This is a genomic window from Aeromicrobium sp. REDSEA-S32_B7 (assembly GCF_001626145.1).
In the GTDB taxonomy this organism is placed as follows: Bacteria; Actinomycetota; Actinomycetes; order Propionibacteriales; family Nocardioidaceae; genus Aeromicrobium; species Aeromicrobium erythreum.
In genome coordinates, this window is sequence record NZ_LUNF01000304.1 from 20,548 (window position 1) to 45,582 (window position 25,035).

Here is a 25,035-nt window from a genome sequence, read left to right on the forward strand (position 1 = left end):
GGCGCAAGACCCTGATCGGAGGCGTCGGCGTCAAGAGATGTCTCGCTCATGCGTCATCTCCCTTCGGGAAGTCCCAGTCTGGAGCTGTGGCCGGCTCTTTGAACGCGAGATTGGCTGGGGCGGGGCTGACCAAGAGGTTGAACTCCGGCTGCACCTCGCGCATGGAGTTGGCTACGACGAACACGCGATCGGCCGGTGTCGGCACGGTCGTCTCAGGGCTGATCAGAAGCGGCCACTCGACATGGCCCTTCCGCGGACGCTCGTAGACGAGCGCACCGCCGTACTCCTTGGCCTTGTCGTACCACCGGTCAACGCGTTGGAGCAGCTTCTGGCGCATCCGCTCGAGCGTCTGTGAATCAGGTGCCGCGGGCGCTGCGCGTGCGATCAACCTATCGATGAGCTTCTGGGCTGCGGGAAGCTTGCTGAGGACCTCACCGGCACCATCCGCCGGCGACAGTGACGCGGGCTGTCCTTCGTCCGCAACCCGTATCGCGCTGACCAGCATGCCCATCAATCCGCGCTCCATGGCGGTGTCCGAGAACGGCGTGACGCTCAAGGCTTCGACCTGGGCGTAGAACGTGTCGTGGTAGTGCCGGAACGACTCGAAGTGGGACATGTCGCGAGGGCGCGACCAGTTCGCCAACGACACCACGAGGCCAGGCTTGCGGGCATCGCGGCCGACGCGAGAGGACGCCTGGATGTATTCGGCGGTGTTCTTCGGTTGCCCCACGACCAGCATCAGGCCAAGCCGTGGAACGTCGACCCCGACCTGGAGCATCGATGTCGCGAGTACGACGTCGTAGGGGCGCGGCGGGGACTTCGGTGGTGCCTGCTTGGCCTCGATCGCTGCTTGGTATGCCTTGCCGTAGGCGGCCTTTCCGCGAGTGGTCCAGCGGTCGCCGAAGGGCACCGCGAGGTGGTCGAGCGTCTTGGCGATCTCCTCTGCCGAGATCCGTGCGGTGAGCTCACCGATCGACAGCCGGGTCCAGTCGGTCGTACGGCGAGGGAACGGTTCGGTGTTGCCGGCGACGCGGGTGGTGACGTCGTCATCGAGGTAGCGCCGCATACCTGCCAGCTCACGGGTCGCGGAGAAGTAGCCGACCGTCGTCATGTACGGGTCCGCCGCATCGCCGTGTTGATCGAGAAGCTTCTGGCCGGCGAGGAGAAGCACCTCGGACATACGGATCTCGGCCAGCGTCAGCCGGATGCCGTGGGCACACACGCCGAGGTACTTGCGCCCAGGATCCTCGTCCGACACCGCCTTCTCCTTGGAGAAGAATGTGTCGCGAACGTCGAGCACCTGTGGCGGGAACACCGCGACTCCCCGACCGTAGAGCGCGGTGACCTGGTTGAGGGCGTTGCGCACTGTCGCCGTGGATGCAACCACGAGGGGGCGAACGGTCGTGCCGTCCCGCTCGTAGGAGGAGAGGACGTCGACGGCGTTCTCGAAGACGCCGACGGCCGTGCCGAGCGCACCCGTGATGAGGTGCAGCTCGTCTTGGATGATCAGATCCGGCGGCCGCAGGCGGCCCACCTTCGCGACCTGGACAGGCGGGTAGGCCCTGCCGCCCTCGTCCTTGTGGTTGTGGGACTTGCCCGTGCAGCTTCCGCGTGAGTCCGGGTGCCGGTACCCGTGGCGAGGGCAGTATTCAGAGACGTAGCCGAAGAGGCTGGCTGCTTCACCCTCGCGGGCGAGCCGGGCGAACTTGTCCACGGTCGCGAGGAGGAACGAGGGCGGGTTTCGGTAGAGCTCGTCGTCGACTGTCGTGATCGGCAGAGGCCCGGCGTCACCGTCGAGCGAGAACGGGCAGTGACCCTTGCGGTCACCACAGCGAACCTCGATCCGCTCGGTGGCTCCGACGGTGCGCAGGTCGCGCTTCGGGTCGATCTTGGATCCGCACCATGGACAGCGCTGAAGTTGGAGCACCGTCAGCCCATGCGTCTTGCCGGTGTCCTGCCGAGCGGTCTCGACCTGCTGCTTCGCGTCGGTGTAGCGCTTGGGACTGACCGCTGAGCCCACCCACAAGCCGATGCTGAACGGGCGTTCCCCCCATGTGGCCGGATCGGCCTGACGCATCAGCTCCGCTGCGCAGACGAGCGCCGCCGCACGTTGGAACTGTTGGGAGGTGAGAAGCCGGAGCGTGTAGCGCATGAGGACCGCGACGCCGTCGCCACCATCCAGTGGTCCGTCGTCGGTCTCGACGACGCCCTGAAGGCGGCGGATCGCGAAGGCGAAGGCCGCAAGGCCGAGGTACGCCTCGGTCTTGCCGCCACCGGTTGGGAAGAACAACAGCTCCACGTTGGCGGCGGGACCGCTGCGGAAGCCATCGGTCGGATCGGTGAGCGCCGGCAATTGGAGCAGGATGAACGCGAGCTGGAACGGACGCCACGACGCTGCGGCGTCGCCAGCCTTCTCCACTTCGGCGACGGCGTCCTCGATCGTCAACGTCGCCCGCTCCGAGCGCTTGGCGGCGACCTGGTAACGCATCCGCTGGTCACGCATCGTGCGATTCATGAAGCGGAACGCCTCGAGCGCTTGAGAGTTCGTCTTGAGAAGCTCAAGCCCAGACTCGAGCCGGGTGACGACCAAACCCGCCTCCGCAATCGCTTCATCAGCGATCTCGGTCAGGTGGCTGGGCAAGTGCTCAGCGAGCGCAGACTGTTTGTCGAGCCATTCTCGGTAGCCGTCGATGAGCGGCATGAACGCCTCATCCACGCTGGCCAGATCAAGCTCCATGAGAACCCGCATAGCCGTCTCGGCCTTCCCGGCACTGCCCGCAACGGTCTGTGCAACGTCCGCTGTGGGCAGCCACGTCGTTTGGACAGACGTGGCACGGCGCAGGGACTCACCGTCGGCATCGAATCCTTCGGCCCAGTTCACCGATGCGGTGCGGCCGATCGCGAACTCCAGGCGATGCCGATACTGCAGGTCGAGCCGCTGACGCTCGGGGTCGACCTCGTCATAGCCGTCGGCAAGGACGTCCCGCGTCGGGAGGAACACCGCGTCGCCACTGTTGGCCTCGACCTTCAGCTTGGTTTGGAAGAGCCAGTCCCCCGGCGGCGCGTCCAGTGCCGTCACCCGGTCGTTCGAGAGCGCAAGCTCGACGATCGTGCGATCGGCGCGTGGGTAGAGCTCGACGCGAAGCGTGACATCTGAGTCGAGGGTCATCGGCGGGAGTACGACGTGCTCCGCGTGGTCGCGTACATCGATCTCAACGGTGCGCTCGAACGGGATCCGTCGGGAGAACTGAACCTTGCGACCATCCTCGTTCTCCTGACGGAACGACCCATACCGGCCCCACGACCCAGTCACACTGAGGACTCCGCATTCGCGTGGGACCTGGAATCGGAGCCCCATCGACGAGGGGTGCGTCAACGCGCCCTTCGCGCCCTCATCTCGCTCCTCGTCCTCTTCGGCCGGATCCTCATCCGTGGGAACCGGCACGCCCGACTGGCCGTTGGTGATCAGATCCAAGTCAGTAACGGCCAGCCCCGATTCGGCGGGATCCGCGCCTTCGTCACGACCGGCCGCAACCGCCAGCGTCGGGTCGATAGTGACCGGCGCGAGAGCACCGACCATGTACGCCGCACGCGGAGTCCCCTTGATCTCCTCCTCGGGGCCGTTCCGCGGACCAAGAAGCTCCTGTTCGATGAGCGCCACGAGGTCGGACCGCACTGTGGTGGATGCGCTGACGGTCATGCGAAAAGTGTGTCCTGTCCACTCGATGAACTGCGGCCGGGCACGTCTTGGCCCTCGGCGCGCGCGCGTTCATGGTTCAACCCGAGCAAGCGCCCAAGGATTTCCGCGCGTGAATCTGGAGAAACCGTCCAGCGCTGCAACTGACGGTACGTATGGAAGCCAGGATTCGGCGAGACATCGTCCCACCCGTAGGCCGCCAGCGTTGCCAGATCAAGCTGGACATGCATGTCACGAAGCAGATCGACATCCGCGTCGCCCTGGACCGATGGAGAATGGACTAGGTTGTAGAGAGCGGTGAGCGAAAGTTCGCGACGGATCATCATCTCGCGCCGGCGCTTTTCGAACTCCGCGCCGACGGCCATCAGCCGCTCAGTAGCACATGGCGCGGGAAATGTCTCGAATACATCGGACGGCACGTAGCGAATCCTTGTCTCCAAAGTCCCGCCGTAAGTGATCGCCCAGAGCTGATGGAGTGACGACGAGAGCGCAGCCTGGTCCGCGTAGCTGTCGGTTGCAAAAACGTTCAACGAGTCGCCGAAAACCACGTCTGCCGAGACTCGAACCGGCATTACGTTACTGCTCGTCCTGGCGATTACCAAGACTGTTTGCATGCCTGCAATGGCCTGCCTCAGCGCTGGTCGTTTGTCACCGAACTGCCACCATCGCTCACGGTGCGCTTTCCGGTTGACCTTGGCGCGCTCCGGCCTCACCAACTCCTCAACACGTGCGAACGGCACACCAAACGCCCGAGCTTGCTCTTCACTTCGGTCGTTGAAGTCGATCACCGCCCGAGAGGCGGACAAGTCGGGACGAGAGCTGATGTCGTCGCCCGTCAGGAAGGGCCGGACAACCGCAGCAACACCTGCGTCTTGGTCGGTCCATGCGCGTGCGGTTTCAAGGTCAACGATGAATCCCTTGCCGACGATCACGCAACCCTGATATGCGACACCAGTCTGCGCAACCAGTTTCCGCGGCATCGACTCCACCCCCGCTGAACCCTCAAGCAGGGCTGAGATGTGGGGCACCGCAACGCCATCGGCAACTCGCTCAGCGTGTGGCGACACATCGCCATAGGTACCCCAGATCGCCGCGTACTCCAGACTTGCACTTTCGGATGGCCACGGCTTGCTCTGCACTGCCCTGAAGATCTGGAACTCGCGCGCCACCAGTTGGTCAAGACCGACCTTCCGCGAGTCTCCCTGCGCTACTGAGTTAGTAGCGATGAGTCCGAGGACCCCGGCGGATGTGAGCAGTCCGGAAGCACGCAGAATGAAGTAGGAAACAAGATCCGCGTTGCCAGTGACACCACCGGCGAGCTGGTGCACGAACCATTCACGCATCGGAACGCCCATCGCCCCAGTGATCTTCTTGCCACCCAGGAATGGCGGGTTCCCGATAACAGCATCGAACCCCCCGTACTCGACCATTACGTCTGGCGCCTCCAGCACCCAATGGAGGGGCTCCCACCGCTCATAGTCAGTCTCCACGGCCGGCCTGAGCCCTGAAGATACTCGCTCTAGCAGTCTCGTTCGGTCACCAGAGGACCCGTCGGGAGGGAAAGCCTGCTGGAGGTTCCACGACAGTGTCGTGAACGAGTCGTCAAGCTGTCTTCCCAACTTTCCGCCAAGCGGCAAACCAGCGGCGACGATGCCGTCTGCAACTAGTCGCAGATCGGCCGTCAGCTGGTGAAACTGCCCCAGCAGCCGTGCTTTTGCACGAGACGAGCGCATCGGGTCCATCTGGTCGACCGGGCTGGCTAGGTCGTGCCGCACCTGGTTGGCCGTAGCGATCTTGGCATCAATGTCGACCAGGAGTTGCTGCTGCATCGTCGACGGTGTTGGGGCGACGTGGAGGTAGCGCAGCTGGTCGAGAGAGGTCAGGCCAAGCAGTGAGTTGCCGCAGAAGATCTTGTCGTCCACGAAGGAGAAGGGCTTGGTCTTGTCCATGGAGATCAACCACAGCGAGAGTTTGCACATCTCGACCGCCATCGGGTTGATGTCGGCGCCGTAGAGACAGCGGGCGATCACCTCTCTCATCGCGCGGCGGCCGAGTTCCTCTGCGTCTGCCGAAGCAGCCTCGTCGAGCATGCCTTCAGCGATCCACGCCTCGATGAGACGTTCCGAGAGGTATCGCGCCGCGGCTACCAAGAATGCGCCGGAGCCAGCGGCGATGTCGGCGACCTTGAGGTCGAGGATCGCCGACGACGTCTTAAGTCGCCATTTGGCCTCGTCGTTGGTCTGCAACGGTCCCGGCTCGTAGACGAGGGGCCGCAGCGCATGGAGGACGACCTCTTCCGCCAGCGAGCGCGGCGTGTAGTGCGCTCCTGCGTTCTTCCTTGACGGCGTCTCGATCACGACGAGGCCGCCGCGCGGGAAGACGAGTGGGATGTTGCGCAGGTCGCGGCGGATCAGGTTGCCCCAGCTCACCAAGGTGTCCAGCAGATCGGTGTCCCCGTCGGCCACTGGCGTCAGTAGCCGCACTAGCTCAGCGCGCTCCTCGCCGGTCGGCTCCTTCTCGACGAGCTTGGCCAACGCTGTGGCGGTCTTGCCGGTTGCGGCTGGCTGCTGCTCCTTGACCCAGGCAGCCAAGGCAGTGGCGAGCTTCTTGGAGTCACCATCGTGCTCGTCGTAGAGGTCGTTGATGGTGCTGAGCGGAATCTCCGGCTCTGCACCGTCCTTGCCGACGAGACCGAGGATGATGTCGTCAGTCACCTCGGCACAGGAGTACCCGAGGAGGCCCTCGTAGATGTAACCGATCTGCTCGACGTCGATCTCGCGGAAGGAGATCCGGCGTCGTTCGCCCTTGGCGATGACGGTCTGGACGGACTTGAGCACGTGCAGCATGACGCGGTCGGAGACCTTGAGGCGGAGCCCGTGGGCGTCAGTGGCGTGCAGCCATGGGAAGCGCTCCGGGTCCAGGAGCGAGCCACCGTAGGCGGGCATGCGCATCTCGTCGTAGTTGACTCCCCCGTGCAGCGCTTGGCTGACGGCAAGGAGTCGGTGCCACGCATCGAAGGTCTCGTCGAGGTGCTCCTCTCCGCCTGCGGCCTGGGCACAGAGGTCGTCGAGGAGGTCTCTGATGGCGTAGGAGTCCCAATAGAGCTGCTCGGTTGGGAGCATGTCGCGTTCCTCGGCGAAGAGTAGGAACACGATGCGCATCATCACCGTGACGGCGGCTTGATAGATGTCGTCGGGCTTCTCGGTGAGCGGATCAGGGTCACCGGCCTTAGCTGCCTTGAGCCGAGCCTCGGAGAAAGCCTGGACCAACAGTTCTACGGAGCGGCGGACCTGGGTGCCCAGAGCCTCGGTGATCTCCTCCGCCTCAAGCTCACTCCGCTCGAAGAGTCGGGTCAGGCGCTGTTCGGCGTCGGTGGCGCGAAAGCGCCGCTGGTTGATCAAGGTGAAGAAGGCGTCGCGCAGCAAGGGCTCCTCGGCCCATGTCATCGCGTTCACCATGCCCGAACCGGTCGGCTTGCCTTCCTTCGCCCAGACCAACGCCCACCACTGGCCATCGGTGACGATGCCGACCTCGACCTCTGCCTTTCGCAGCAAGATCGCGAGACGGTCGATGTCGTTGGCTGCCCATCCGTCGAGGCCGGCGTCGCGCAGCCCGGACGTCGGCTCGCAGATCAGGAGTAGTGCCGCGGGGTTGCCGTCCCGGCCCTCAAGCGCGCCAGTCGCTGTTACTGTGATCTGCTCGCCAGGTGATCGAACCGTCACGTCCGATTCCGTGCGCAACTCGTCCCACTCGGCGATGTCGTCGAGCACCACGTCGATCCAGGCGCGGCGAACCGAGTCGTAGGTGCTCTTCGACTCCGGAGTCTTGGGTTGCTCGACGTACCGATCGAAGGACCGCTGCCACTGAGCGTAGGCCTGCTTGAACGTGACCAGGCGGTCGTCGGTGTCTCCAAGGCGATCCACCCCGTTCGGCCACATGTCCTTGAGCACGGGGTAGGCGAGGAACGGCCCGTCGACGTCGACCTGGGCGAGCCAGTCGCTGTGGACGTCGGAGCTCTTGCTCGTGCGCTGCCTCATCGAATCGCCAATCCGTTCTCCAAGTCGCGCGCGGCGAGGGCGAAGATCACTGCTGCGGGGAACTCCCAGGTGCGGATGTCGTCGTAGCGGGCCTCGACGGCAGCGAGTTCGCGCTCCCGTTCCTCGTCCAGCGCGTCGATGCGCCGCCGGATCTCTCGAAGGTCGCGTTCACTCTGGCGACGCTCGTCGTCGAAGAGGCCGAGCTGGGGATCGCCTTCGAGCGCTTCCGCCTCCCGGAGCGCGTCACGCAGGGTCTGCTCGAACCGGTCGAAAATCTCGTTCACGCGGGACCGGTCTGTTGCCTTGCGTTCGGCGAGGTGGCCTTCGACCTCCCTCCGGCGCCGCTGGGCGCGGTCCTCGACCGCCTGCTGGACGCGGGCACGGAGTCCTTGGTCTCCAGCGGTGTTCCAGGCGGCCGCGATCTGCGCCGCGATATGCGCCGGAACAGTCTCGAGATCTGCGTGGTCGAGTGCCGACTCCAAGAGCTCCTCCGCACGCTGTTCGCCCACCGCTTGTCGGCGGGCGAGCCGCGTGCCTGCTAGGAACACCTCCTCATGCAGACGCAGGCCGGCGCGACCGACCAGAACGAGTCGGGTGACCGCGACGGCGTACGACTCCTCGAGCCCCGGGACGACCGTCGCGGTAACCCGCTCCAATGAGCGGTCACCGCCCCACAGCGCTGAGCGGAGCCGTCGAGTGGCGCGCTGGAGGAGCGGCGATCCGAGGTGCATGTAGACAACGTTCGCGTCCTGGGTCAGCACTTTGGGATCGAACGCGATCGGCCGGGGCTTATTCTGATCGAGCCGTGCGTAGAGGCCTCGCGTGACCTGCTCCCAGGAGTTGTCGAGGTTCGGCAGCTGGAACACGGGCACGTCGGTGTCTTCAGAACCGACCAGTTTGAGCGGCGGGAGGTGGTTGAGCTCGAACGCAGTCTCGACGACGCGCTGGAGGTTCTCGGGGCGCAGGTGAAGCCGCTCACGACTCTCGGCGAGGTTCTGCTCCAGGCGGGCCAACTCGGCGTTGAGCACCTTCTCGCCGCTCATCATGCCGGCGATCGGGTCCTTCTCCGCCTGGGCTCGACGGCTCTTGATCACATGGCCGCCGAACTGCCGCTGCAGATCGGGGGCGATGATCTCATTCGCCGAGCCCAGGTCTCGCATGATCTGGTCGATCTTGAGCGCGACTCGCGCGAGCAGATCGACGTCCTTGCTGAGGGCCGTGTCGCCTCCGATGACCGGCGCGAAGTGGCGAATGTCAGGGGCTTTGGTCTGCCCATACCGGTCTACGCGGCCGATCCGCTGCTCGAGGCGGTTCGGGTTGAAGGGGATGTCGAAGTTGACAAGTCGGTGGCAGTGGTTCTGGAGGTCGATCCCCTCTCCTGCTGCATCGGTCGCCAAGAGGATCCGGACGGGGGTCTTGGTCGGGCTCTCGTTGAATCGAGCGCGGATGAGTTCACGGGTCTCAGCATCTGTGCTGCCTTCGATGATCTCGATGCGCTCGTCTTCGAAACCATGTTGGCGGAGGATGTCACGGATCCAGCGGAGAGTGTCGACGTACTCGGTGAAGACCACCAGGCGCTCGTTGTTCCAGTCGCCGTGCGAACGAAGGGTGCCCTCGATGTAGGTGAGCAGTGCTTTGAGACGGGAGTCGGGTCGGCCTTCGAAGCGGTGACCCCAGTCGCTGAACCAGTCGAGGTCCTCGATGTCAGCGTCCGTGAGCGGCGGCAGCGAGTTCTTTGCTTCGCGGAGGGCGTCCAGCTCGGCGAACGCCACCGGTGAGGAGAAGAAGCGCTTCTTCAGCAGCAGCGTCGCCATGTCGCGGGCCGACCTGTTCCCGCCGCCTGCCGCGACCGACTTGTCCCGACGCTGGGTGAAGGCGAGCAGTCGGTCGTATGCCGTCGACTCATCAGCGGCCGAAGTGTAGGGCAGCTGCCTGACCTTGCGATCGACAAAGCCCTTCGCCATTTTGAGGTCTCGTTTGAGGCGGCGGACAGCGACCTCCTCAAGGGCAGCCGGGTCGATCTTGTTGCCACGGACGAAACGCTGCGGATCGATCATCTCGAGCAGAGCCGTGAAGGACTCCGTGTATCCGTTGTGCGGGGTGGCGCTGAGGAAGAGTCGGTGTTCTGAGCGCTCTGCGATCTCGCGGACGGCGCGGGTGCGCTGCGAATCGACCGCGTAGCCGCGACGCTCCTGCCCTACCTTGTCTGCGCGCACGGGACTGCTCGGGGCAACGTGGTGTGCCTCATCGACGACGAGGATGTCGAAGGCGAACCGATGGGTGCTGCCGGCGAACGCATCCCGCAACTGGCGCTGGGCACGCTGTCCCGGCAACCAGGCCATCGAGACGATGATCCGTGGGAAGAGAGTGAACGGGTTCGCGTGCACGCCGTGGGATCGGCGTACTGCCTTCATCGTGTCCGAGTTGACGACGGTGAAGTCGAGCCCGAACTTCTCCTGCATCTCGTCCTGCCATTTGAAGACCAAGCCGGCAGGACACACCACGATCACCGTGCGCGCGCGGTGCCGCAGGAGGAGCTCTTGGATCACCAGGCCTGCCTCGATGGTCTTGCCCAGACCTACGTCGTCGGCCAGCAAGAGATTCGCACGCGGGCTGGCCAAAGCTCGCTTGAGCGGCGTGAGCTGGTAGGGCTCGACGTTGGCTCCGCTGCGGAACGGGGCTTGGACGGTGCCGTCGTCGGCACTCGTGATCGCACCCCACCGCAGAGCGTCGATGAAGGCTGCGAGGCGGTTCGGGTCGTCGAACTTGCCGGCGTCGATCTTCTCGGGGAGCCCTCTGTGCGCGAGCGCACTTCTGCCCTGCTCCAGCTCCCACACGACTCGCAGTTCGTGTCCGAGGCGGTCCTCCTGCACGGATTGGAGGGTCACGGCGTGCTGGAGTTGCGCGGCGGCATCGTCGGCGGTGCTCCGTCCCAGGCCCTGCTGCTGCACGTCGACGACCGCCCAGTTGGACCCGCGCACTGTGACGATCTGACCGATGTCCGGCACATCGGTGCCAGGGGTCCGGACTGCTGTCTCTGCCGTGTCGATTCCCCCGCTCACGTGCACGACCCTAGACGGAGGAAGGGCCACTCCAGTGGTATTTTCGCCGGCGAGCATGGCTCGATCGAGTCATTCTGAACTTCCGGGTGTGCAAGATGTCGTCACGCCCAAGAGCCGAGCCACGTGAAACCGAAGAATGTCGGCACGACGCGGGTTATCGTTCCGTCCTGCTGCGACCGCGACACGGTTCCAGCCGCAACAAGGGTAGAAGCGAAGGCGAGGTACGGATCGTGGTCTCGGTGATCTACCTGCACGGCGTGGGTGAACGGAACCTCAGAAGCGACTTCCACGAGGATCTGTCGGCGGCACTGGGTCCGAATCTGCCTGTGTCACGAGTGCTCACACCGTCATACGTCGACCTGCTGCGCACGACCCCGGCTGACGTCCGCCCGATCAAGCACAAGACAAGGCACGATCCCGAGAACGCTGCGGTCCATCGCACCGCCTACTTCCGGGAGATCGCTCGGCTGGAGCGCCTTCTGCCGTCACTGCCGCGCCAGGTCCTGCGCTTCCCGCTCGGGGGCGACATCGGCATCAACGCCGTGGCGGATGCCAAGCACTACCTGAAGTCGGAGCCCTCCCGCATCGCGATCCGCAATCGACTCATCACCGTCCTGAAGGACGAGCACGAGGTCGTCATCGTCGCTCACAGCCTCGGATCGGTGATCGCCATCGATCTGATGAACCACCTTCCCGACAGGATCCACGTCTCGCGCCTGCTGACGTTGGGAAGCCCCCTCGGACTCCCCAAGTTCCGCGCACTCGACGGCGCACAGCTGCTGGGCGAGAAGTTCCCATTCGGTCGCGTCGGCGCCTGGGTCAACATGATCGGCTCGACCGACCTCGTCGGGGTGGGTGGTCTGAGCGGCGCTGCCCACCCTGAGGCGCTCGACCTCGTCGTCAAGCTTCCAACGGCCACCCACGGTGTGCACCAGTACCTGCGGAACGACGTGGTCCGCGCGGCGCTCTCGGACTCGCTGGAGAAGCCCGATACCGGTCCCCTGTCGAGTGGCTCCGCGATCGATACCCGCCCCAACGCTGCAGAGCTCCAGGTGCTGTTCGCCCTGAGGTTCAGCTCCATGACGGGGGACGAGCTCAAGGGATCTGTCCGTCCCCGATACCAAGCTGCTCGAATCGACGTCGAGAGCCAGGTGCGGGAGATGCTCATCGCCAAACGGCGAAGCCACCACAAGTCGATCCCGGCAGCGCTGATCGACACGCGTTCGGATGTCTGGCGCACGGCGTTCTTCGGCGCAAACGGTGACGCCGAATCGGTCCGTTCCGAGCAACTCTCCGCCGTCGTCACCTGCGCCACCTCGAATCTCATCGCGCCGTACGAGATCGACACCGAGGATGCCTCTCTGAGGACGGTGCCGCGGATCTGGTCCGAGCTCGGACGGTCCACTTCGCACGGCAGGCACATCGCGGAGTCCATCCGGTCGGCTCGGTCCGCGGTCGCGCCCTCAGAGACCTGGAAGCGAGTCGGCCTGATCGGTGCCGGCATCGCCGTCATGGCGATACCCGGCGTGGGCATCGCGCTCGGTGGTGGCGCGCTCGCAGGTGCGGCCGCTCTCACGACAGCGCTTGCCGCTTTCGGGCCGGGCGGGATGGTCGGAGGGCTCGTGCTGTCTGGAACGCTGGTCTCGGCGGGAGGTATGGCGGCTGCTGCCGGGGTGCTTGCACGGGAGTCGTCTCTCGCGGAATTCCAAACAGAAGTCATCAGGCAGCTGGCCCTGGCTCGAGCCAAGCGGGAGATCGGTCTGCGCGACGACTCGGGGAGACTCGTCGATCTGCGCCACTGGCAGGCCCTCGCGACGATGCATGGCGAAGTGGAGCGGGAGAAGGCCCGTCATCGCGGAGTGACGGACAAGGACGCCGCACTTGTGAAGGAACTCCACGCAAAGTCCAAGGCGCTCTCTGCAGGCCTTCGGTGGTTGTCGAAGGAGGGCCTTGCGCCAGAGGGGCTCGAGCCGTGACATCTACAGAAGGGCGGGTTCGGACTCGTCCACCGCTTCGTAAGTCGCGTCGACACCGTCGAACCCCGGCAGCAGAGCCGCGTCCTGGAGCGTCGAGTCCCTGAGGGCGGCGACCGACCTCTGCCGTGGCGTGGGGAGCGCCTCCCCTCTGCAAGTTGTCGCCAGCTCCACCCCAGAGCGTCGAACAATGGAACATCGCTGGCGCGCTAGTGGCGGTCGACGCGGACCAAACGTGCCTCGTCAATCGCTCCGGCGCTTTCGGCGGTCAGGCGCTGCCTCTCGCTGCATCGGGAGTCGGGATCAGGCCGCGTGATCATCAGCGCAGTCGCCACTCGCTAGCTAGCAGATCAACGAGGTTCCTCTGGCGTTTCTCAACGATGTCGGGAGTCCACATGGGAGCGCTCACGACTTGCGTCGTCAGCGCAAAGACAGCCGAACCGTCGTTCATGGTGAAGTACTTGGATTTCTTGACGTCGAAGTCGTAGTTGTTCGCCTGACTGTTCTTGCGATGGTTCAACAGCACGAGATTGCCCAGGCGGTGCGTGTGCTTCTTGCGCTCTTCTTCCGTGAAGTCCTGCATCCATCGGCTGGCCGCGTCCGGCGTTTGCGGTAGCACGTGCTCGATCGAGATGATTCGGTGGTTGTAGGTCACCCCCGGGTCTCGCGCCACCAGCTCGTCGAGACGCAGCAGGACGTAACGGGATCGTCGTGGCTGCATCTGGTAGATCTCACCGTTCAAAGCTTCCAGCGATTGCCGCTTCTCCTCGGGAGTCAGCTCGAAGGCCTTGGCCGACAAGCCGTCGCCACGCTTGAGCTGCTTGAGGAGCTCGAGATATCGACCGATGCGGGGAGTCGCGTAAGCCTCGCGAAGGAGGATGCTGGCTGCAAGACGTTCCAGAAGCTCGAGGAAGGCCGTCAGGAAGGCCGCATCGTCGGCGTGATGCACCAGGCCCCACAACGCGCACGGCCGCCAGTCCTTGTTGTCGATCATCGCGAGACGCTTCAGCCACCGGTTCACCGGGATCCACTCGTCGCCCGGGCCGAAGTCCCGCTCCATCGTGTGCTCGAAGGCTCGCGCGTACGGGAGGAGCAAGTCGTCGACGAAGTCCTTCTCTCGGGCAGAGTTCTTGTACGAGTCCAGGACCTGTTTCGGAAACTCCTCGAGCAGCTCGCGCTTCGCACGTTCCTCCGACTCGATCGTCCGGATGTCGCGGAAGAGCTCGGTGAAGTTCCCGCTACCCAGCGCTTCCTCCGATTCTTCCCACCTCGCCGAGTACCCGGACCGGTCCGCGGGCGACAGCCCGCCGATGATCGTCGACTTGAAGATGTCCGCCGGCGTCAGGTCCAGGCCTCGTGCGTTCATTACGCTGAAGATGCGGTAGGCACTGTCCAGGGTGGGCGTGATGACGACAACCAGATATGTACGCGAGCTCATCAACGTCGCAAGAGATTTGCGCTTCTCGGGCGACCAGTCGAGCAGCCGGGACCGGAGCGCCCTCGCATTGTCCCGGATGGCGCGCTGCGACTCGCTCTCCGCGGCGTTGTCGCTGAGACCGATCAGCAGCTCAATCTGGTCCGACGACTGCACGTACTGGCGAAAGAAGACAGCGTCCTGCTCTCTCAGTCTCAGTCGGGGGCTGGGCTCGATGTCGTCGAGCTCGCTGCCCGGTTCGAGGACCCGGTCTGCCAAATCGTCCTTCAACCTCCCGGTAGCGAGATCGCGCAGCACCGCGAAGAGGATGGTCGTGGTCGTCAGGCGCTGCTGCCCGTCGATGACGTCGTACTTCGCGCCCTCCCGACGTACGAGTACCAGCGAGCCGAGGAAGTACGGGTCATCGCCGTCTCCACGCTCGAGGCACTCCTGGAGGTCCTCGAGAAGCTGAAGCGCCTGCTCCTTGCCCCACCGATACGGCCGCTGATAGTCCGGGATCTCGAACTCGAAGTCGCTCGAAAAGATCCTTCGGAACGGTTGCTCGTGCGCCTCGATCTTGTCCTGCATCTGCGACTCCCCCGCGCCTTCCGGTAGCTCGATGGTTTTCGCTCATAGTGCCAGCGCGCGGCTGCGACGTCATGCGTTCCAATAGCTGAAGTCCCACGTTCTGCGTCGGCGCCGGCGGCTCTGCGCGATGATCATCCGATGAGCGAAGAATCCGCGGAACTCGAGCTGCGGCGCCTGATCATGGACGCATTGGCGCGTACCGCTGCCGAGACCGGGACTGTGACCCGAGAGCAATTGAGCGCGCTTCCGGTCGCCGATATGAGCTGGAAGCTCATCGACTACTCGCGGGGGATCCGGAACCCGAAAGAGATGGAAGCGACGCTCACGGTCATGTCGTCGCCGACGGGCCCCTATGCAGATGCGGAGCTCGACGGCAGTCTTTTCCGATACGACTACCGCGCAGGCGGGACCGACGGCGATAACAGGAAGCTGCGTCGCGCCTACGAGCTCGGTAGTCCGATCATCCTCCTGCGGAAGATCGAGCCGAAGATCTACGTTCCGATCTTCCCCGTCTACGTGGCAGCTGACGTCATCGAGGAGCGCTACTTCCTGCTCGCTCTCGATGAGAGCATCCGGTTCCTGGCGGACCCATCCAACCCGACGGAAGCCGAACGCCGTTACATCTCGCGCGTCACGAGGCAGCGCCTGCACCAAGCCGAGTTCCGCGGCCGTGTACTCCGCGCCTACGAAACCCAGTGCGCCGTGTGCGCTCTGCGCCACGGCCGGCTCTTGGACGCAGCGCACATCATCGGAGATTCGGAGGACTCCGGCGAACCGGTCGTCCAAAACGGCCTCGCGTTGTGCAAGATCCACCACGCGGCCTACGACAGTGACATTCTCGGCGTCTCTCCTGACTTCGAGGTCAGGATCAATCCGTCGGTCCTCGAAGAAGTAGACGGGCCCATGCTGAAGTACGGACTTCAGCACATGGACGGGCGTCACATCAAACTTCCGAAGAACCACGGTGACCGGCCCGACGCGGAGCGCCTCGCCGTTCGTTTCGAGCGCTTTCAAGCGACGGGCTGACACCCGAACCTGCGCTCGGTGGTGCATTGACGTGGAACGTCTTTGCCTCGCCGCCTCCGAACGGCTGCAAGCAAGACCTGGCGGGCACCGAGCCCATAGCTCGGTACCCGCCAGGAATGCGGAACACTGTCAGCTGCAGCCGCTGGTGCTGCCGCAGCCCTCGCAGACGTGGCAGGAGCCGGCGGGACGCATCTTGGTGCCGCAGGTCATGCACAGGGGCGAGTCGACGGCGGAGCCGGTGATGACCTCGAGGAGCTCGGCCGACGTGTGCGCCGCCTTCGGGGCGGGCTTGGCCGTGTCGGCCTGAGCCTGCTCCGCGGAGACGTCCGCGGGGACCTCGGCGGTGGTCGCGGCCTCGGCGGTCGCGGCCTCCTTCAGGGTCTCCGGCTGGGTCTCGACAAGCTCTGCAGCCGTCGAACCCTTGCTGATCGGCTGGTGGCTGCCCGTGTCGAGGTAGCGCTGACGCTCCTCGGCCGAGTGGATGCCCAGCGCCGACCGCGTCTCGTAGTCGATGTAGTCCAGCGCCAGACGGCGGAAGACGTAGTCCATGATCGACTGCGCCATGCGGACGTCGGAGTCGTCCGTCAGACCCGCCGGCTCGAACTTGAGGTTCGTGAACTTCTGCACGAACGTCTCCAGCGGCACGCCGTACTGCAGGCCGATCGAGACCGCGATCGAGAAGGCGTCCATCACGCCGGCCAGGGTCGAGCCCTGCTTGCCGAGCTTCAGGAACAGCTCGCCCAGCTCGCCGTTCTCGTGGGCGCCCGAAGTCATGTAGCCCTCGGCGCCGCCGACGCTGAACGACGTCGTGATCGACTGACGCGACTTCGGCAGACGGCGACGGATCGGCTTCTCGACGACGACCGTCTTGACCTCGGGGGTCGCCTCGGCGGTCGCGCTGGCCGACGTCTTGTCGTCCTGGCTCTTCTGCGAGGACAGCGGCTGGCCGACCTTGCAGTTGTCGCGGTAGACGGCGAGCGCCTTCAGGCCGAGCTTCCAACCCTGGAAGTAGACGTCGGCGATCTCCTCGACCGTGGACGTCTCCGGCATGTTGACCGTCTTGGAGATCGCGCCGGACAGGAACGGCTGGGCCGCTGCCATCATCCGCACGTGGCCCATCGGCTTGATCGCGCGGTCACCGACGGCGCAGTCGAAGACCTCGTAGTGCTCGGTCTTCAGGCCGGGGGCGTCGACGACGTGACCCTTCTCGGCGATGTACTCCATGATCGCCTCGATGGTCTCGCCCGTGTAGCCGAGCTTCTTGAGCGCGACCGGGACCGTCTGGTTGACGACCTGCATCGAGCCGCCACCGCCGAGCTTCTTGAACTTGACCAGCGAGAAGTCGGGCTCGATGCCCGTCGTGTCGCAGTCCATCATGAAGCCGATGGTGCCGGTCGGGGCGAGTACGGACGCCTGGGCGTTGCGCCAGCCGTTCTTCTCGCCGATCTTCAGGTTGTCGGCCCACTGCTTGGTGGCCTCACGCTGCACGGCGATGTCCATCGAGTGCATCGTGCGGATGTCGTCGTTGGCGGCGAGGTGCTTGCGCATGACCCGCGTGTGCGGGGCGGCGTTCTGCTGGTAGCCGTCGTACGCGCCGACGACACCGGCCAGCTCGGCCGAGCGACGGTAGGACACGCCGGTCATCAGCGACGTGATCGACGCGGCCAGCGCACGGCCGCCGTCGGAGTCGTACGCCAGGCCCGAGGCCATCAGCATCGCGCCGAGGTTGGCGTAGCCGATGCCGAGCTGACGGTAGGCCTTCGTGGTCTCGCCGATCGCCTCGGTCGGGAAGTCGGCGAAGCAGATCGAGATGTCCATCGCCGTGATGATCAGCTCGACGCTCTTGACGAACCGCTCGACGTCGAACGTCGTGCCGTCCTCGGAGAGGAACTTGAGCAGGTTCAGGCTGGCGAGGTTGCAGCTGGAGTTGTCGAGGTGCATGTACTCCGAGCACGGGTTGGACGCGGTGATGCGGCCCGTCTCCGGCGTCGTGTGCCAGTCGTTGATCGTCGAGTCGTACTGGATGCCCGGGTCGGCGCAGGCCCACGCGGCCTTCGCGACCTTGCCCCACAGCTCCTTCGCGTCGATCTCCTCGATGACCTCGCCGCTCGTGCGGGCGCGCAGGCCGTAGGAGGTGCCCTCCTCGACGGCACGCATGAACGCGTCGTCGACGCGGATCGAGTTGTTGGCGTTCTGGTACTGGACGCTGGTGATGTCCTCGCCACCGAGGTCCATGTCGAAGCCCGCGTCGCGGAGCACGCGGATCTTCTCCTCCTCGCGCTCCTTGGTCTCGACGAACTCGACGATGTCCGGGTGGTCGACGTCGAGGACGACCATCTTGGCCGCACGACGCGTGGCGCCGCCGGACTTGATGGTGCCGGCGGACGCGTCGGCGCCGCGCATGAAGGAGACCGGACCGGACGCGGTGCCGCCGGAGGAGCGGAGCAGCTCCTTGGACGAACGGATGCGCGAGAGGTTGAGGCCGGCGCCCGACCCACCCTTGAAGATCAGACCCTCCTCGCGGTACCAGTTGAGGATCGAGTCCATCGAGTCGTCGACGGCGAGGATGAAGCAGGCGCTGACCTGCTGCGGGCTCGACGTGCCGACGTTGAACCAGACGGGGCTGTTGAAGCTGAAGACCTGGTGCAGGAGCATGTGGGTCAGCTCGTGCTCGAAGACCTCGGCGTCGGCGTCGGTGGCGAAGTAGCCGTGCTCCTTGCCCGCCTTCGTGTAGGTGAGCACGACGCGGTCGAGCAGCTGGCGCAGGCTCTGCTCACGCTCGGGCGAGCCGACGGCACCACGGAAGTACTTGGTGGTGACGATGGTGGACGCGTTCACGCTCCAGAAGTCGGGGAACTCCACGCCACGCTGCTCGAAGACGGTCTCGCCGGTCTTCCAGTTGGTCTGCACGACGTCGCGACGCTCCCACGTCACGGCGTCGTAGGGGTGCACGCCCTCGGTGGTGTACACGCGCTCGATGGACAGGCCCTTGGCCTTCCGTGCACGCGCGCGCCCGGACTGTGCCCGGCTCGTCGATCCGTCGACCGTCTCCGTCATGAGATTGCTCCTGTGGTCTCGCTGAGGGTGTGTAAAAGGTGGGCCCGAGGCTCAGGCCGTGCTGCTGTGGTGCGTCCGCTCGTCCCGCGGGACGAGCAGTGGTTCAGGGGTGCTGCGTGGTGCTGTCGTGCTCACGGGGCTCGTCACGGTGGGCCGTGTGCTCGGCGAGCTCCCCGTCGGCCGCGCGAGCCATGAGCTCGGCGATCTCGGTCGCGAAGTCGTCGACGGAGTCGAACGCCTTGTACACGCTCGCGAACCGCAGGTAGGCGACCTCGTCGAGACACTTGAGCGGCTCGAGGATGGCCAGCCCCACCTCGTCGGCGGCGATCTCCGCCGCCCCGCTCTCGCGCAGCGCGTCCTCGACCTGCTGGCCGAGACGTGCGAGGTCGTCGTCGGAGACGGGGCGACCCTTGCACGCCTTGCGGACACCCGCGACGGCCTTCTCGCGGTTGAACGGCTCGGTGGCGCCGGAGCGCTTGAGCACGGTGAGCTGCATCTGCTCGATGGTCGTGAACCGCTTCTGGCAGTTCCCACAGACGCGCCGTCGGCGGATGGCGCCGCCGTCGTCGGCCACGCGCGAGTCGAGCACGCGGGTGTCGCCGTCCTTGCAGAAGGGACAGTTCATCGTGCTCTCCTCTCGGTGGGCTGATCGGGTCGGTCGGGGCCGACCGACCTGGGGACGGATCTGGGGATTCCCGGTGGATTCCCCGTCATTCCTGTGGGTAACTCATCGTTCTCTGTGGGACTAGATGTGGAGAACTACATCGGTGTAATCACTAGATGTAGTGGCTACGGTACGCCTCGGCACAAGGTCGTGCAAGCCAGTCAACCGATCTGCTCCGACAAATTCGCAGGGGTCGCATTTGCGCAGGTCAGGGCGCTACGACTCCTCCTGCACGGCGCCCCGGAGCGCGTGTCGCGGGACGTCTCGTCAGCGGATCCAGCCGTTCTGTTCCATCTCGGAACAGGAGCGAGCAGGATGGGTCCATGACGATCCGCCTGAACCCGTACCTCAACTTCCGCGACCAGTCGCGCGCGGCGCTGGAGTTCTACCACTCCGTCCTCGGAGGCGAGCTGACGATCGCCACCTTCGGCGACTACGGCATGAGCGACGACCCCGAGCGGGCCGACCTGGTCATGCACGGCCACCTCGTGTCCGACGCCGGGCTGGACATCATGGCCTCCGACACGCCACCGGGTGGCGACGACCCCGCGATGGGCACCGCCATCAACATCGCGCTCACGGGCGACGACGAGCGCCTACGCGACTACTTCACCGCGCTCAGCGACGGCGCCGAGGTCGTGGTGCCGCTGGCGCCCGCGCCATGGGGCGACGAGTTCGGCCTGCTGAACGACAAGTTCGGCGTGGCCTGGCTGTTCAACGTCACGACGTCCTGACCCGGACGCCTAGGAGGTCCGGACGCGCAGGTACGCCAGCGCCGCGTCGACGAGGTCGTGCGCGGCCTGACGGCTCCGCACGGCATTGGCGAGCGCCTGGCGCTTGAGCTCGGCCGGCGACGAGCCCTCCGCGCGCACGAGCGCGGCGTCCTCGTCGACCCAGCGGGCGAACGTCGCCGTCGTGACCTCGGGGTGGAACTGCCAGGCGATGACCCGCCCGCCGAAGGCCTCGTCCACGAAGCACTGCGGCCCGAACCAGGAGTGGCCGAGGACGGTCGAGGTCGGCGGCGGGGCCAGCACGTCCTGGTGGAACTGCGCCCACGGGCCCTCCGGGCAGAGCACCTCGTCGATCGTGTCGATGCGCTTCCAGCCGGCCTCGGCTCCGTCGCCGCGGTACGACGTGCCGCCGAGGGCTCGTGCCGCGAGCTGGGCGCCGTAGCAGATCGCCATCACGGGCGTCCCGGTGCCGACGGCGACGCGGACCATGTCGGACTCCTGCTCGACGACCGACTCCCACCGCGGGTCGTGCGCGGAGCGCTCCGAACCGAGCAGGAGCAGCAGGTCGACGCCGTTGGCGTCCCAGTGCGGCGGAAGGTCGTCGCGGTCGAGCCAGTCGATCTCGGCGCCGCGCTCCTCGAGCCGCTCCAGCACGTGCCCGCCGTCGCGGTCGGTCGCATCTGCGACGACGTGGACGACCAGGGGGTGCGCGTCAGGTCCGGGAGCCATGCCCCCATGGTGCCCGACGCGCGGGGCCGGACGGCCGGGTCACTGGTAGACCGGGACCGCCAGGTCGGAGCCGAGCTGCAGGTCACCGGCGCTCGGCAGGGAGTTCATGCGCATGATGTCGTCGACCGTGTCGCGCACGTCGCCCTCGGGGTTGGCCTCGGCGGCGATCTGCCAGAGGGTCTGCCCCTCCTGGACGGTGACGACGCGCGTGGCGGGCACGGCGCCGGCCTCGTCGGTGGCGACCGTGGAGGAGCCGAGCACGACCGCACCCACGGCGAGCGCGGCGATGACCGCGAGCACCAGCACCAGGCGACCACGGCGGGTCAGCCGGACAGGAGCGGCAACGGCGGGACGACGCAGGCTGCGACGGTCGTACGTGGTGATCGAGATGGTGCTCATGGGGGCCTCCGGGGAAGGAAGAGGATCGTGCGAGGTCTGGTGTGTCGATCGAACGCCTGCCGATGTCATTCGAACGTCGGTCCTCCGCGGGCGGTTGCTCAGCGAATCCGGCGAACAGATGTTCGATCGAACACGTGTACGACTGTAGGGGAAGGTGCCGACAAAAGCAGCCCCCTGTCGAACAGGATGTCGATCTCTGCCCGGTCACCACTGCGATTCCAGGCAGAAGTCATGCGAAGAAATGTTCGATCGTGACCGATGACACCCGTCCCTGCCACCGTTTTCAAGCTCGAGCGCACCCGCGAGGAGCCCCGTGGAGGGTCTTGTTCGAACGGCGACACGCTGTCGAACATGTGTTTGTAAACGTCCTTCCCGAGGTCTAGCGTGGTCCCCATGAGCGACGACACCCCAGCCGACGACCCAGCCGACGACGCTGTCGACCCGTCCAGCGAGGCCCCGCGCCGCGGCCGCCCGAAGGGCTCACGCAACTCCGTGCGCGAGCTCCCCGACGGACCGGTCGACGAGATGACCGGTCTCACCGGACGCCAGCAGAAGATCCTCCACTTCATGCGCGACCAGATCGAGCAGCGCGGCTACCCGCCGAGCATGCGTGAGATCGGCGGCGCCGTCGGACTGGCCAGCACGTCGTCCGTGGCGCACCAGCTGCGGGTGCTGGAGCGCCTCGGCTACGTCAAGCGCGACCCCAACCGTCCCCGCGCGATCGAGATCTTCCTGCCCGAGGTCGTCAAGGCCCGACGGACGCTCAGCTCGGCCGACGACTCCCTCGTCGACGAGACGGGATTCGGCGACCAGCGCCCCGAGGCCACGTACGTGCCCATGGTCGGGCGGATCGCCGCCGGCGGGCCGATCCTCGCCGAGGAGCAGGTCGAGGAGATCTTCCCGCTCCCCCGCACGCTCGTCGGTGACGGCACGCTGTTCCTGCTCGAGGTGCGCGGCGACTCGATGGTCGACGCCGCGATCTGCGACGGCGACTACGTGGTCGTCCGACAGCAGCCGGTCGCCGAGAACGGCGAGATCGTGGCCGCCATGCTCGACGGCGAGGCCACTGTCAAGACGTTCCAGCGCAAGGACGGCCAGGTCTGGCTGCTCCCGCACAACGACGACTACTCCCCCATCGACGGCACCCACGCCACGATCCTGGGCAAGGTCACGACGGTCCTGCGTCGTCTCTGAACCCTGTCCTTTGGTCGCCGTCGCCCGACCCGCAGACCCCGCGCCGTGAGGTGCGGGGTCTGCGTGCTCTCGGGGCCCTCAGGTGTCGAGCCGCTGCAGCGCGCCGAGCACGGCAGCACGGTCGGTCGTGCGCCACAGCGGCGGCAGCGACGCAGCCAGGAAGCTGCCGTACCTGGCGGTGACGATGCGTGGGTCGAGGATCGCGACCACGCCGCGGTCGTCGGTGCGCCGGATCAGCCGTCCCGCACCCTGGGCGAGGAGCAGCGCTGCATGCGACGCGGCGACGCTCATGAACCCGTTGCCGCCCCGCTTCTCGACCAGTCGCTGACGGGCGCTCATCAGCGGGTCGTCGGGGCGAGGGAACGGCACCCGGTCGATGACAACCAGCCGACAGGTGTCGCCCGGCAGGTCGATGCCCTGCCACAGCGACAACGTGCCGAACAGGCTGGTCTCCTCCTCGGCGGCGAACCGGCGCGTCAGCTCCGACAGGTGCGCATCGCCCTGGCAGAGGATCTCCCGCCCCGGCAGGCGCGTGCGGACGCCCTCGGCCGCGGCCTCCGCGGCGCGACGTGAGGAGAACAGCCCGAGGGTCCGGCCACCGGCGGCCTCGAGGAGGTCGGCGATCTCGTCGAGCTGCGCGTCGGTGATGCCGTCGCGTCCAGGCGGAGGCAGGTGCTTCGCGACGTAGAGGATGCCCTGACGTCGGTAGTCGAACGGCGAGCCGACGTCGAGCCCGGTCCACCGGTCAGCATCGTCGCGCCACAGGCCGACAGACGCGGCCACGGGCTCGAACCCGCCGCCGACGGTCAGCGTGGCGCTGGTGAGGACGACGGTCTTCTCCTCGAACAGCTTGTCGCGCAGGCTGCCCGAGACGTCGATGGGTGCCACGTGCAGCACCGGTCCGCGAGCGTCCGACATCCACAGCACCTCGGTCTCGCGCAGGGACGCCATCCGGTCGGCGACCAGGCGGATCTCCTCCAGTCCGGCCTTGGCCTGCTGCCGTGCGGCATCACCCTCGACCTCCGCCTTCTCGCGAGGGAACGCCGACAGGCAGGCGCGTGCGGCGTCGCGCACGCGCGCCAGCGCCTCGTGCAGCTCGTCGACGACGTGGTCGATCCGCCCTGGCTGGACGCCGGCCAGCGCGGCCGCGAGCGCGTCGCCCGCGTCGCTGAGGTCGTCGGTCTCGCCGTCGGTGTAGGGCCGTCCGCGCCGCGCGGCACGTTCGACGATGGCCGGGTCGAGGTCGGCGGTCGCTGCCTGGGTGACCCGGGCGGCCAGTTCGTGCGCCTCGTCGACGACGACCGCGTCGTACTCCGGGAGCATGGGCACGCCGTCGATGGCGTCGATGGCGAGGAGCGCATGGTTGGTGACCACGACGTCGGCCGTCGACGCGGCCTCCCGCGCGAGTTCGACGAAGCACTCGGCAGCGTGCGGGCACCGCGTGGCACCGAGGCACTCGCGGTGCGTGACACTGACCTGCCGCCACGCACGGTCGGTGTGCGAGGGTGCCGACTCGCGGTCGCCGTGCGACCCGTCGCCGTTCCCCCGCTGGGTGGCGAGCTCCTCGGCCCACTCGCGCAGCTCGAGCACCTCGGCACCGAGCGTCCCCTCCGGGACGTCGACGAGCGTGCCCTGGTCGTCGGGCACCCCCTCGCGCACCCGGTGCAGGCATGCGTAGTTCGAGCGTCCCTTGACGACGGCGTAGCTGGGTGTGGTGCCGAGCACCTCGTGCGCACCCTTCACCAGGGCGGGAAGGTCGCGCTGCACGAGCTGGTGCTGCAGGCCCAGCGTGGCCGTGGAGACCACGACACGCTTGCGGTGCAGCAGCGACGGCACGAGGTACCCGAGCGACTTGCCGGTGCCGGTCCCGGCCTGCACGAGGAGGTGGCGCCCGGACTCCAGCGACTCCGCGACCGCCTCCGCCATCGCCACCTGCCCGGGTCGCTCCGTGCCCCCGACCGCCCCGACCGCGGCGTGGAGGACGTCGCGGACACTCGGGCTGTCAGGCATGCCAGCGAGCCTAGACGGCCCCCTCCGCACCGTCGGTCGGGTGTCCACAGGACGCCGTCGGCCCGCCCCGAGCGCTGCGAAGAGTTTTCGTGGTCAAGCGGCGAGACCTCCCGCTGGTCGAGTAGCAGCACGCGCGAGGAACGAGCGTCGTGCTGCGTATCGAGACCACCCGGCAACGGCCCAGCGCGAGCCGGCTCCCAGCGAAAGCCCAGAGTGGTCTCGATACACCTCCCCTCGCTAACGCTCGTGGAGGCACTCGACCAGCGGTGGGTTCGCTGGTCGAGTAGCAGGGACGAGCTTGCGAAGTCCCTGCGTATCGAGACCACCCGGCAACAGCTCCGCGCGGACCAACCCCCAGCGACGGCCCAGAGTGGTCTCGATACGTCGGGCTCAGGCTCGTTCCTCGCCAAGCCCGACTACTCGACCAGCGGTGGGTTCGCTGGTCGAGTAGCAG

General features: G+C 66.4%; 13 protein-coding genes. 4 read left to right on the forward strand and 9 right to left on the reverse strand.

Annotated features, from left to right (window positions below; all coding sequences use genetic code 11):
- Positions 1-46: 46 nt before the first annotated feature.
- The 3 genes from drmA to A6Q79_RS17625 are packed head-to-tail and all read right to left on the reverse strand — an operon-like array spanning position 47 to position 10,796.
- A complete protein-coding gene (drmA, locus tag A6Q79_RS17615; RefSeq protein WP_289017637.1) occupies positions 47-3,700 on the reverse strand; it encodes a DISARM system helicase DrmA in 3,654 nt (1,217 codons plus the stop codon).
- Positions 3,697-7,734 (reverse strand): DNA methyltransferase, encoded by a 4,038-nt coding sequence (locus A6Q79_RS17620; RefSeq protein WP_286691103.1) that lies wholly within the window; start codon positions 7,732-7,734, stop codon positions 3,697-3,699. Before A6Q79_RS17620 ends, drmA begins: the two co-directional genes overlap by 4 nt.
- Complete coding sequence (locus A6Q79_RS17625; RefSeq protein WP_317698879.1) at positions 7,731-10,796, reverse strand: DISARM system SNF2-like helicase DrmD; 3,066 nt, start codon at positions 10,794-10,796, stop codon at positions 7,731-7,733. Before A6Q79_RS17625 ends, A6Q79_RS17620 begins: the two co-directional genes overlap by 4 nt.
- A gap of 230 nt (positions 10,797-11,026) precedes the next feature.
- Here A6Q79_RS17625 and A6Q79_RS17630 point away from each other — a divergent pair, with 230 nt between their 5' ends.
- Complete coding sequence (locus A6Q79_RS17630) at positions 11,027-12,772, forward strand: hypothetical protein (RefSeq protein ID WP_286691105.1); 1,746 nt, start codon at positions 11,027-11,029, stop codon at positions 12,770-12,772.
- A gap of 316 nt (positions 12,773-13,088) precedes the next feature.
- Here A6Q79_RS17630 and A6Q79_RS17635 read toward each other — a convergent pair whose 3' ends face one another.
- Complete coding sequence (locus A6Q79_RS17635) at positions 13,089-14,771, reverse strand: DUF262 domain-containing HNH endonuclease family protein (RefSeq protein WP_286691106.1); 1,683 nt, start codon at positions 14,769-14,771, stop codon at positions 13,089-13,091.
- A gap of 138 nt (positions 14,772-14,909) precedes the next feature.
- Between A6Q79_RS17635 and A6Q79_RS17640 the strand changes: the two genes are divergently transcribed.
- The gene (locus A6Q79_RS17640; protein WP_286691107.1) at positions 14,910-15,797 is read left to right on the forward strand and encodes an HNH endonuclease; all 888 of its coding nucleotides are present in this window, start codon (positions 14,910-14,912) and stop codon (positions 15,795-15,797) included.
- Positions 15,798-15,926: 129 nt separating this feature from the next.
- Here the strand turns inward: A6Q79_RS17640 and A6Q79_RS17645 are convergent, their stop codons facing one another.
- Together A6Q79_RS17645 and nrdR are read right to left on the reverse strand one after the other, a co-directional pair.
- The gene (locus A6Q79_RS17645; RefSeq protein ID WP_317698880.1) at positions 15,927-18,854 is read right to left on the reverse strand and encodes a vitamin B12-dependent ribonucleotide reductase; all 2,928 of its coding nucleotides are present in this window, start codon (positions 18,852-18,854) and stop codon (positions 15,927-15,929) included.
- 103 nt (positions 18,855-18,957) lie between these two features.
- Complete coding sequence (gene nrdR / locus A6Q79_RS17650) at positions 18,958-19,479, reverse strand: transcriptional regulator NrdR (protein WP_286691109.1); 522 nt, start codon at positions 19,477-19,479, stop codon at positions 18,958-18,960.
- A 362-nt stretch (positions 19,480-19,841) separates the two neighbouring features.
- Between nrdR and A6Q79_RS17655 the strand changes: the two genes are divergently transcribed.
- Positions 19,842-20,252, forward strand: a complete 411-nt coding sequence (locus tag A6Q79_RS17655; protein WP_286691110.1) for a VOC family protein — start codon at positions 19,842-19,844, stop codon at positions 20,250-20,252.
- Positions 20,253-20,261: 9 nt separating this feature from the next.
- Here the strand turns inward: A6Q79_RS17655 and A6Q79_RS17660 are convergent, their stop codons facing one another.
- Positions 20,262-20,978 (reverse strand): gamma-glutamyl-gamma-aminobutyrate hydrolase family protein, encoded by a 717-nt coding sequence (locus A6Q79_RS17660; RefSeq protein WP_317698881.1) that lies wholly within the window; start codon positions 20,976-20,978, stop codon positions 20,262-20,264.
- A gap of 39 nt (positions 20,979-21,017) precedes the next feature.
- Positions 21,018-21,377, reverse strand: coding sequence for a LysM domain-containing protein (locus A6Q79_RS17665; RefSeq protein ID WP_067856903.1), 360 nt, complete (start codon positions 21,375-21,377; stop codon positions 21,018-21,020).
- Positions 21,378-21,770: 393 nt separating this feature from the next.
- Here A6Q79_RS17665 and lexA point away from each other — a divergent pair, with 393 nt between their 5' ends.
- Complete coding sequence (gene lexA, locus A6Q79_RS17670) at positions 21,771-22,571, forward strand: transcriptional repressor LexA (RefSeq protein ID WP_083516344.1); 801 nt, start codon at positions 21,771-21,773, stop codon at positions 22,569-22,571.
- 78 nt (positions 22,572-22,649) lie between these two features.
- Here lexA and A6Q79_RS17675 read toward each other — a convergent pair whose 3' ends face one another.
- Positions 22,650-24,581: an ATP-dependent DNA helicase gene (locus A6Q79_RS17675; RefSeq protein ID WP_286691112.1), complete on the reverse strand. Its 1,932-nt coding sequence runs from the start codon at positions 24,579-24,581 to the stop codon at positions 22,650-22,652.
- Positions 24,582-25,035 lie beyond the last annotated feature (454 nt).

Excerpts from the sequence above, each read along its gene's own strand:
- drmA (WP_289017637.1), bottom strand. The coding sequence starts at position 3,700 with ATGACCGTCAGCGCATCCACCACAGTGCGGTCCGACCTCGTGGCGCTC.
- A6Q79_RS17620 (WP_286691103.1), bottom strand. The coding sequence starts at position 7,734 with ATGAGGCAGCGCACGAGCAAGAGCTCCGACGTCCACAGCGACTGGCTC.
- A6Q79_RS17635 (WP_286691106.1), bottom strand. The coding sequence starts at position 14,771 with ATGCAGGACAAGATCGAGGCGCACGAGCAACCGTTCCGAAGGATCTTT.
- A6Q79_RS17640 (WP_286691107.1), top strand. The coding sequence starts at position 14,910 with ATGAGCGAAGAATCCGCGGAACTCGAGCTGCGGCGCCTGATCATGGAC.
- A6Q79_RS17645 (WP_317698880.1), bottom strand. The coding sequence starts at position 18,854 with ATGACGGAGACGGTCGACGGATCGACGAGCCGGGCACAGTCCGGGCGC.
- nrdR (WP_286691109.1), bottom strand. The coding sequence starts at position 19,479 with ATGAACTGTCCCTTCTGCAAGGACGGCGACACCCGCGTGCTCGACTCG.
- A6Q79_RS17655 (WP_286691110.1), top strand. The coding sequence starts at position 19,842 with ATGACGATCCGCCTGAACCCGTACCTCAACTTCCGCGACCAGTCGCGC.
- A6Q79_RS17660 (WP_317698881.1), bottom strand. The coding sequence starts at position 20,978 with ATGGCTCCCGGACCTGACGCGCACCCCCTGGTCGTCCACGTCGTCGCA.
- A6Q79_RS17665 (WP_067856903.1), bottom strand. The coding sequence starts at position 21,377 with ATGAGCACCATCTCGATCACCACGTACGACCGTCGCAGCCTGCGTCGT.
- lexA (WP_083516344.1), top strand. The coding sequence starts at position 21,771 with ATGAGCGACGACACCCCAGCCGACGACCCAGCCGACGACGCTGTCGAC.
- A6Q79_RS17675 (WP_286691112.1), bottom strand. The coding sequence starts at position 24,581 with ATGCCTGACAGCCCGAGTGTCCGCGACGTCCTCCACGCCGCGGTCGGG.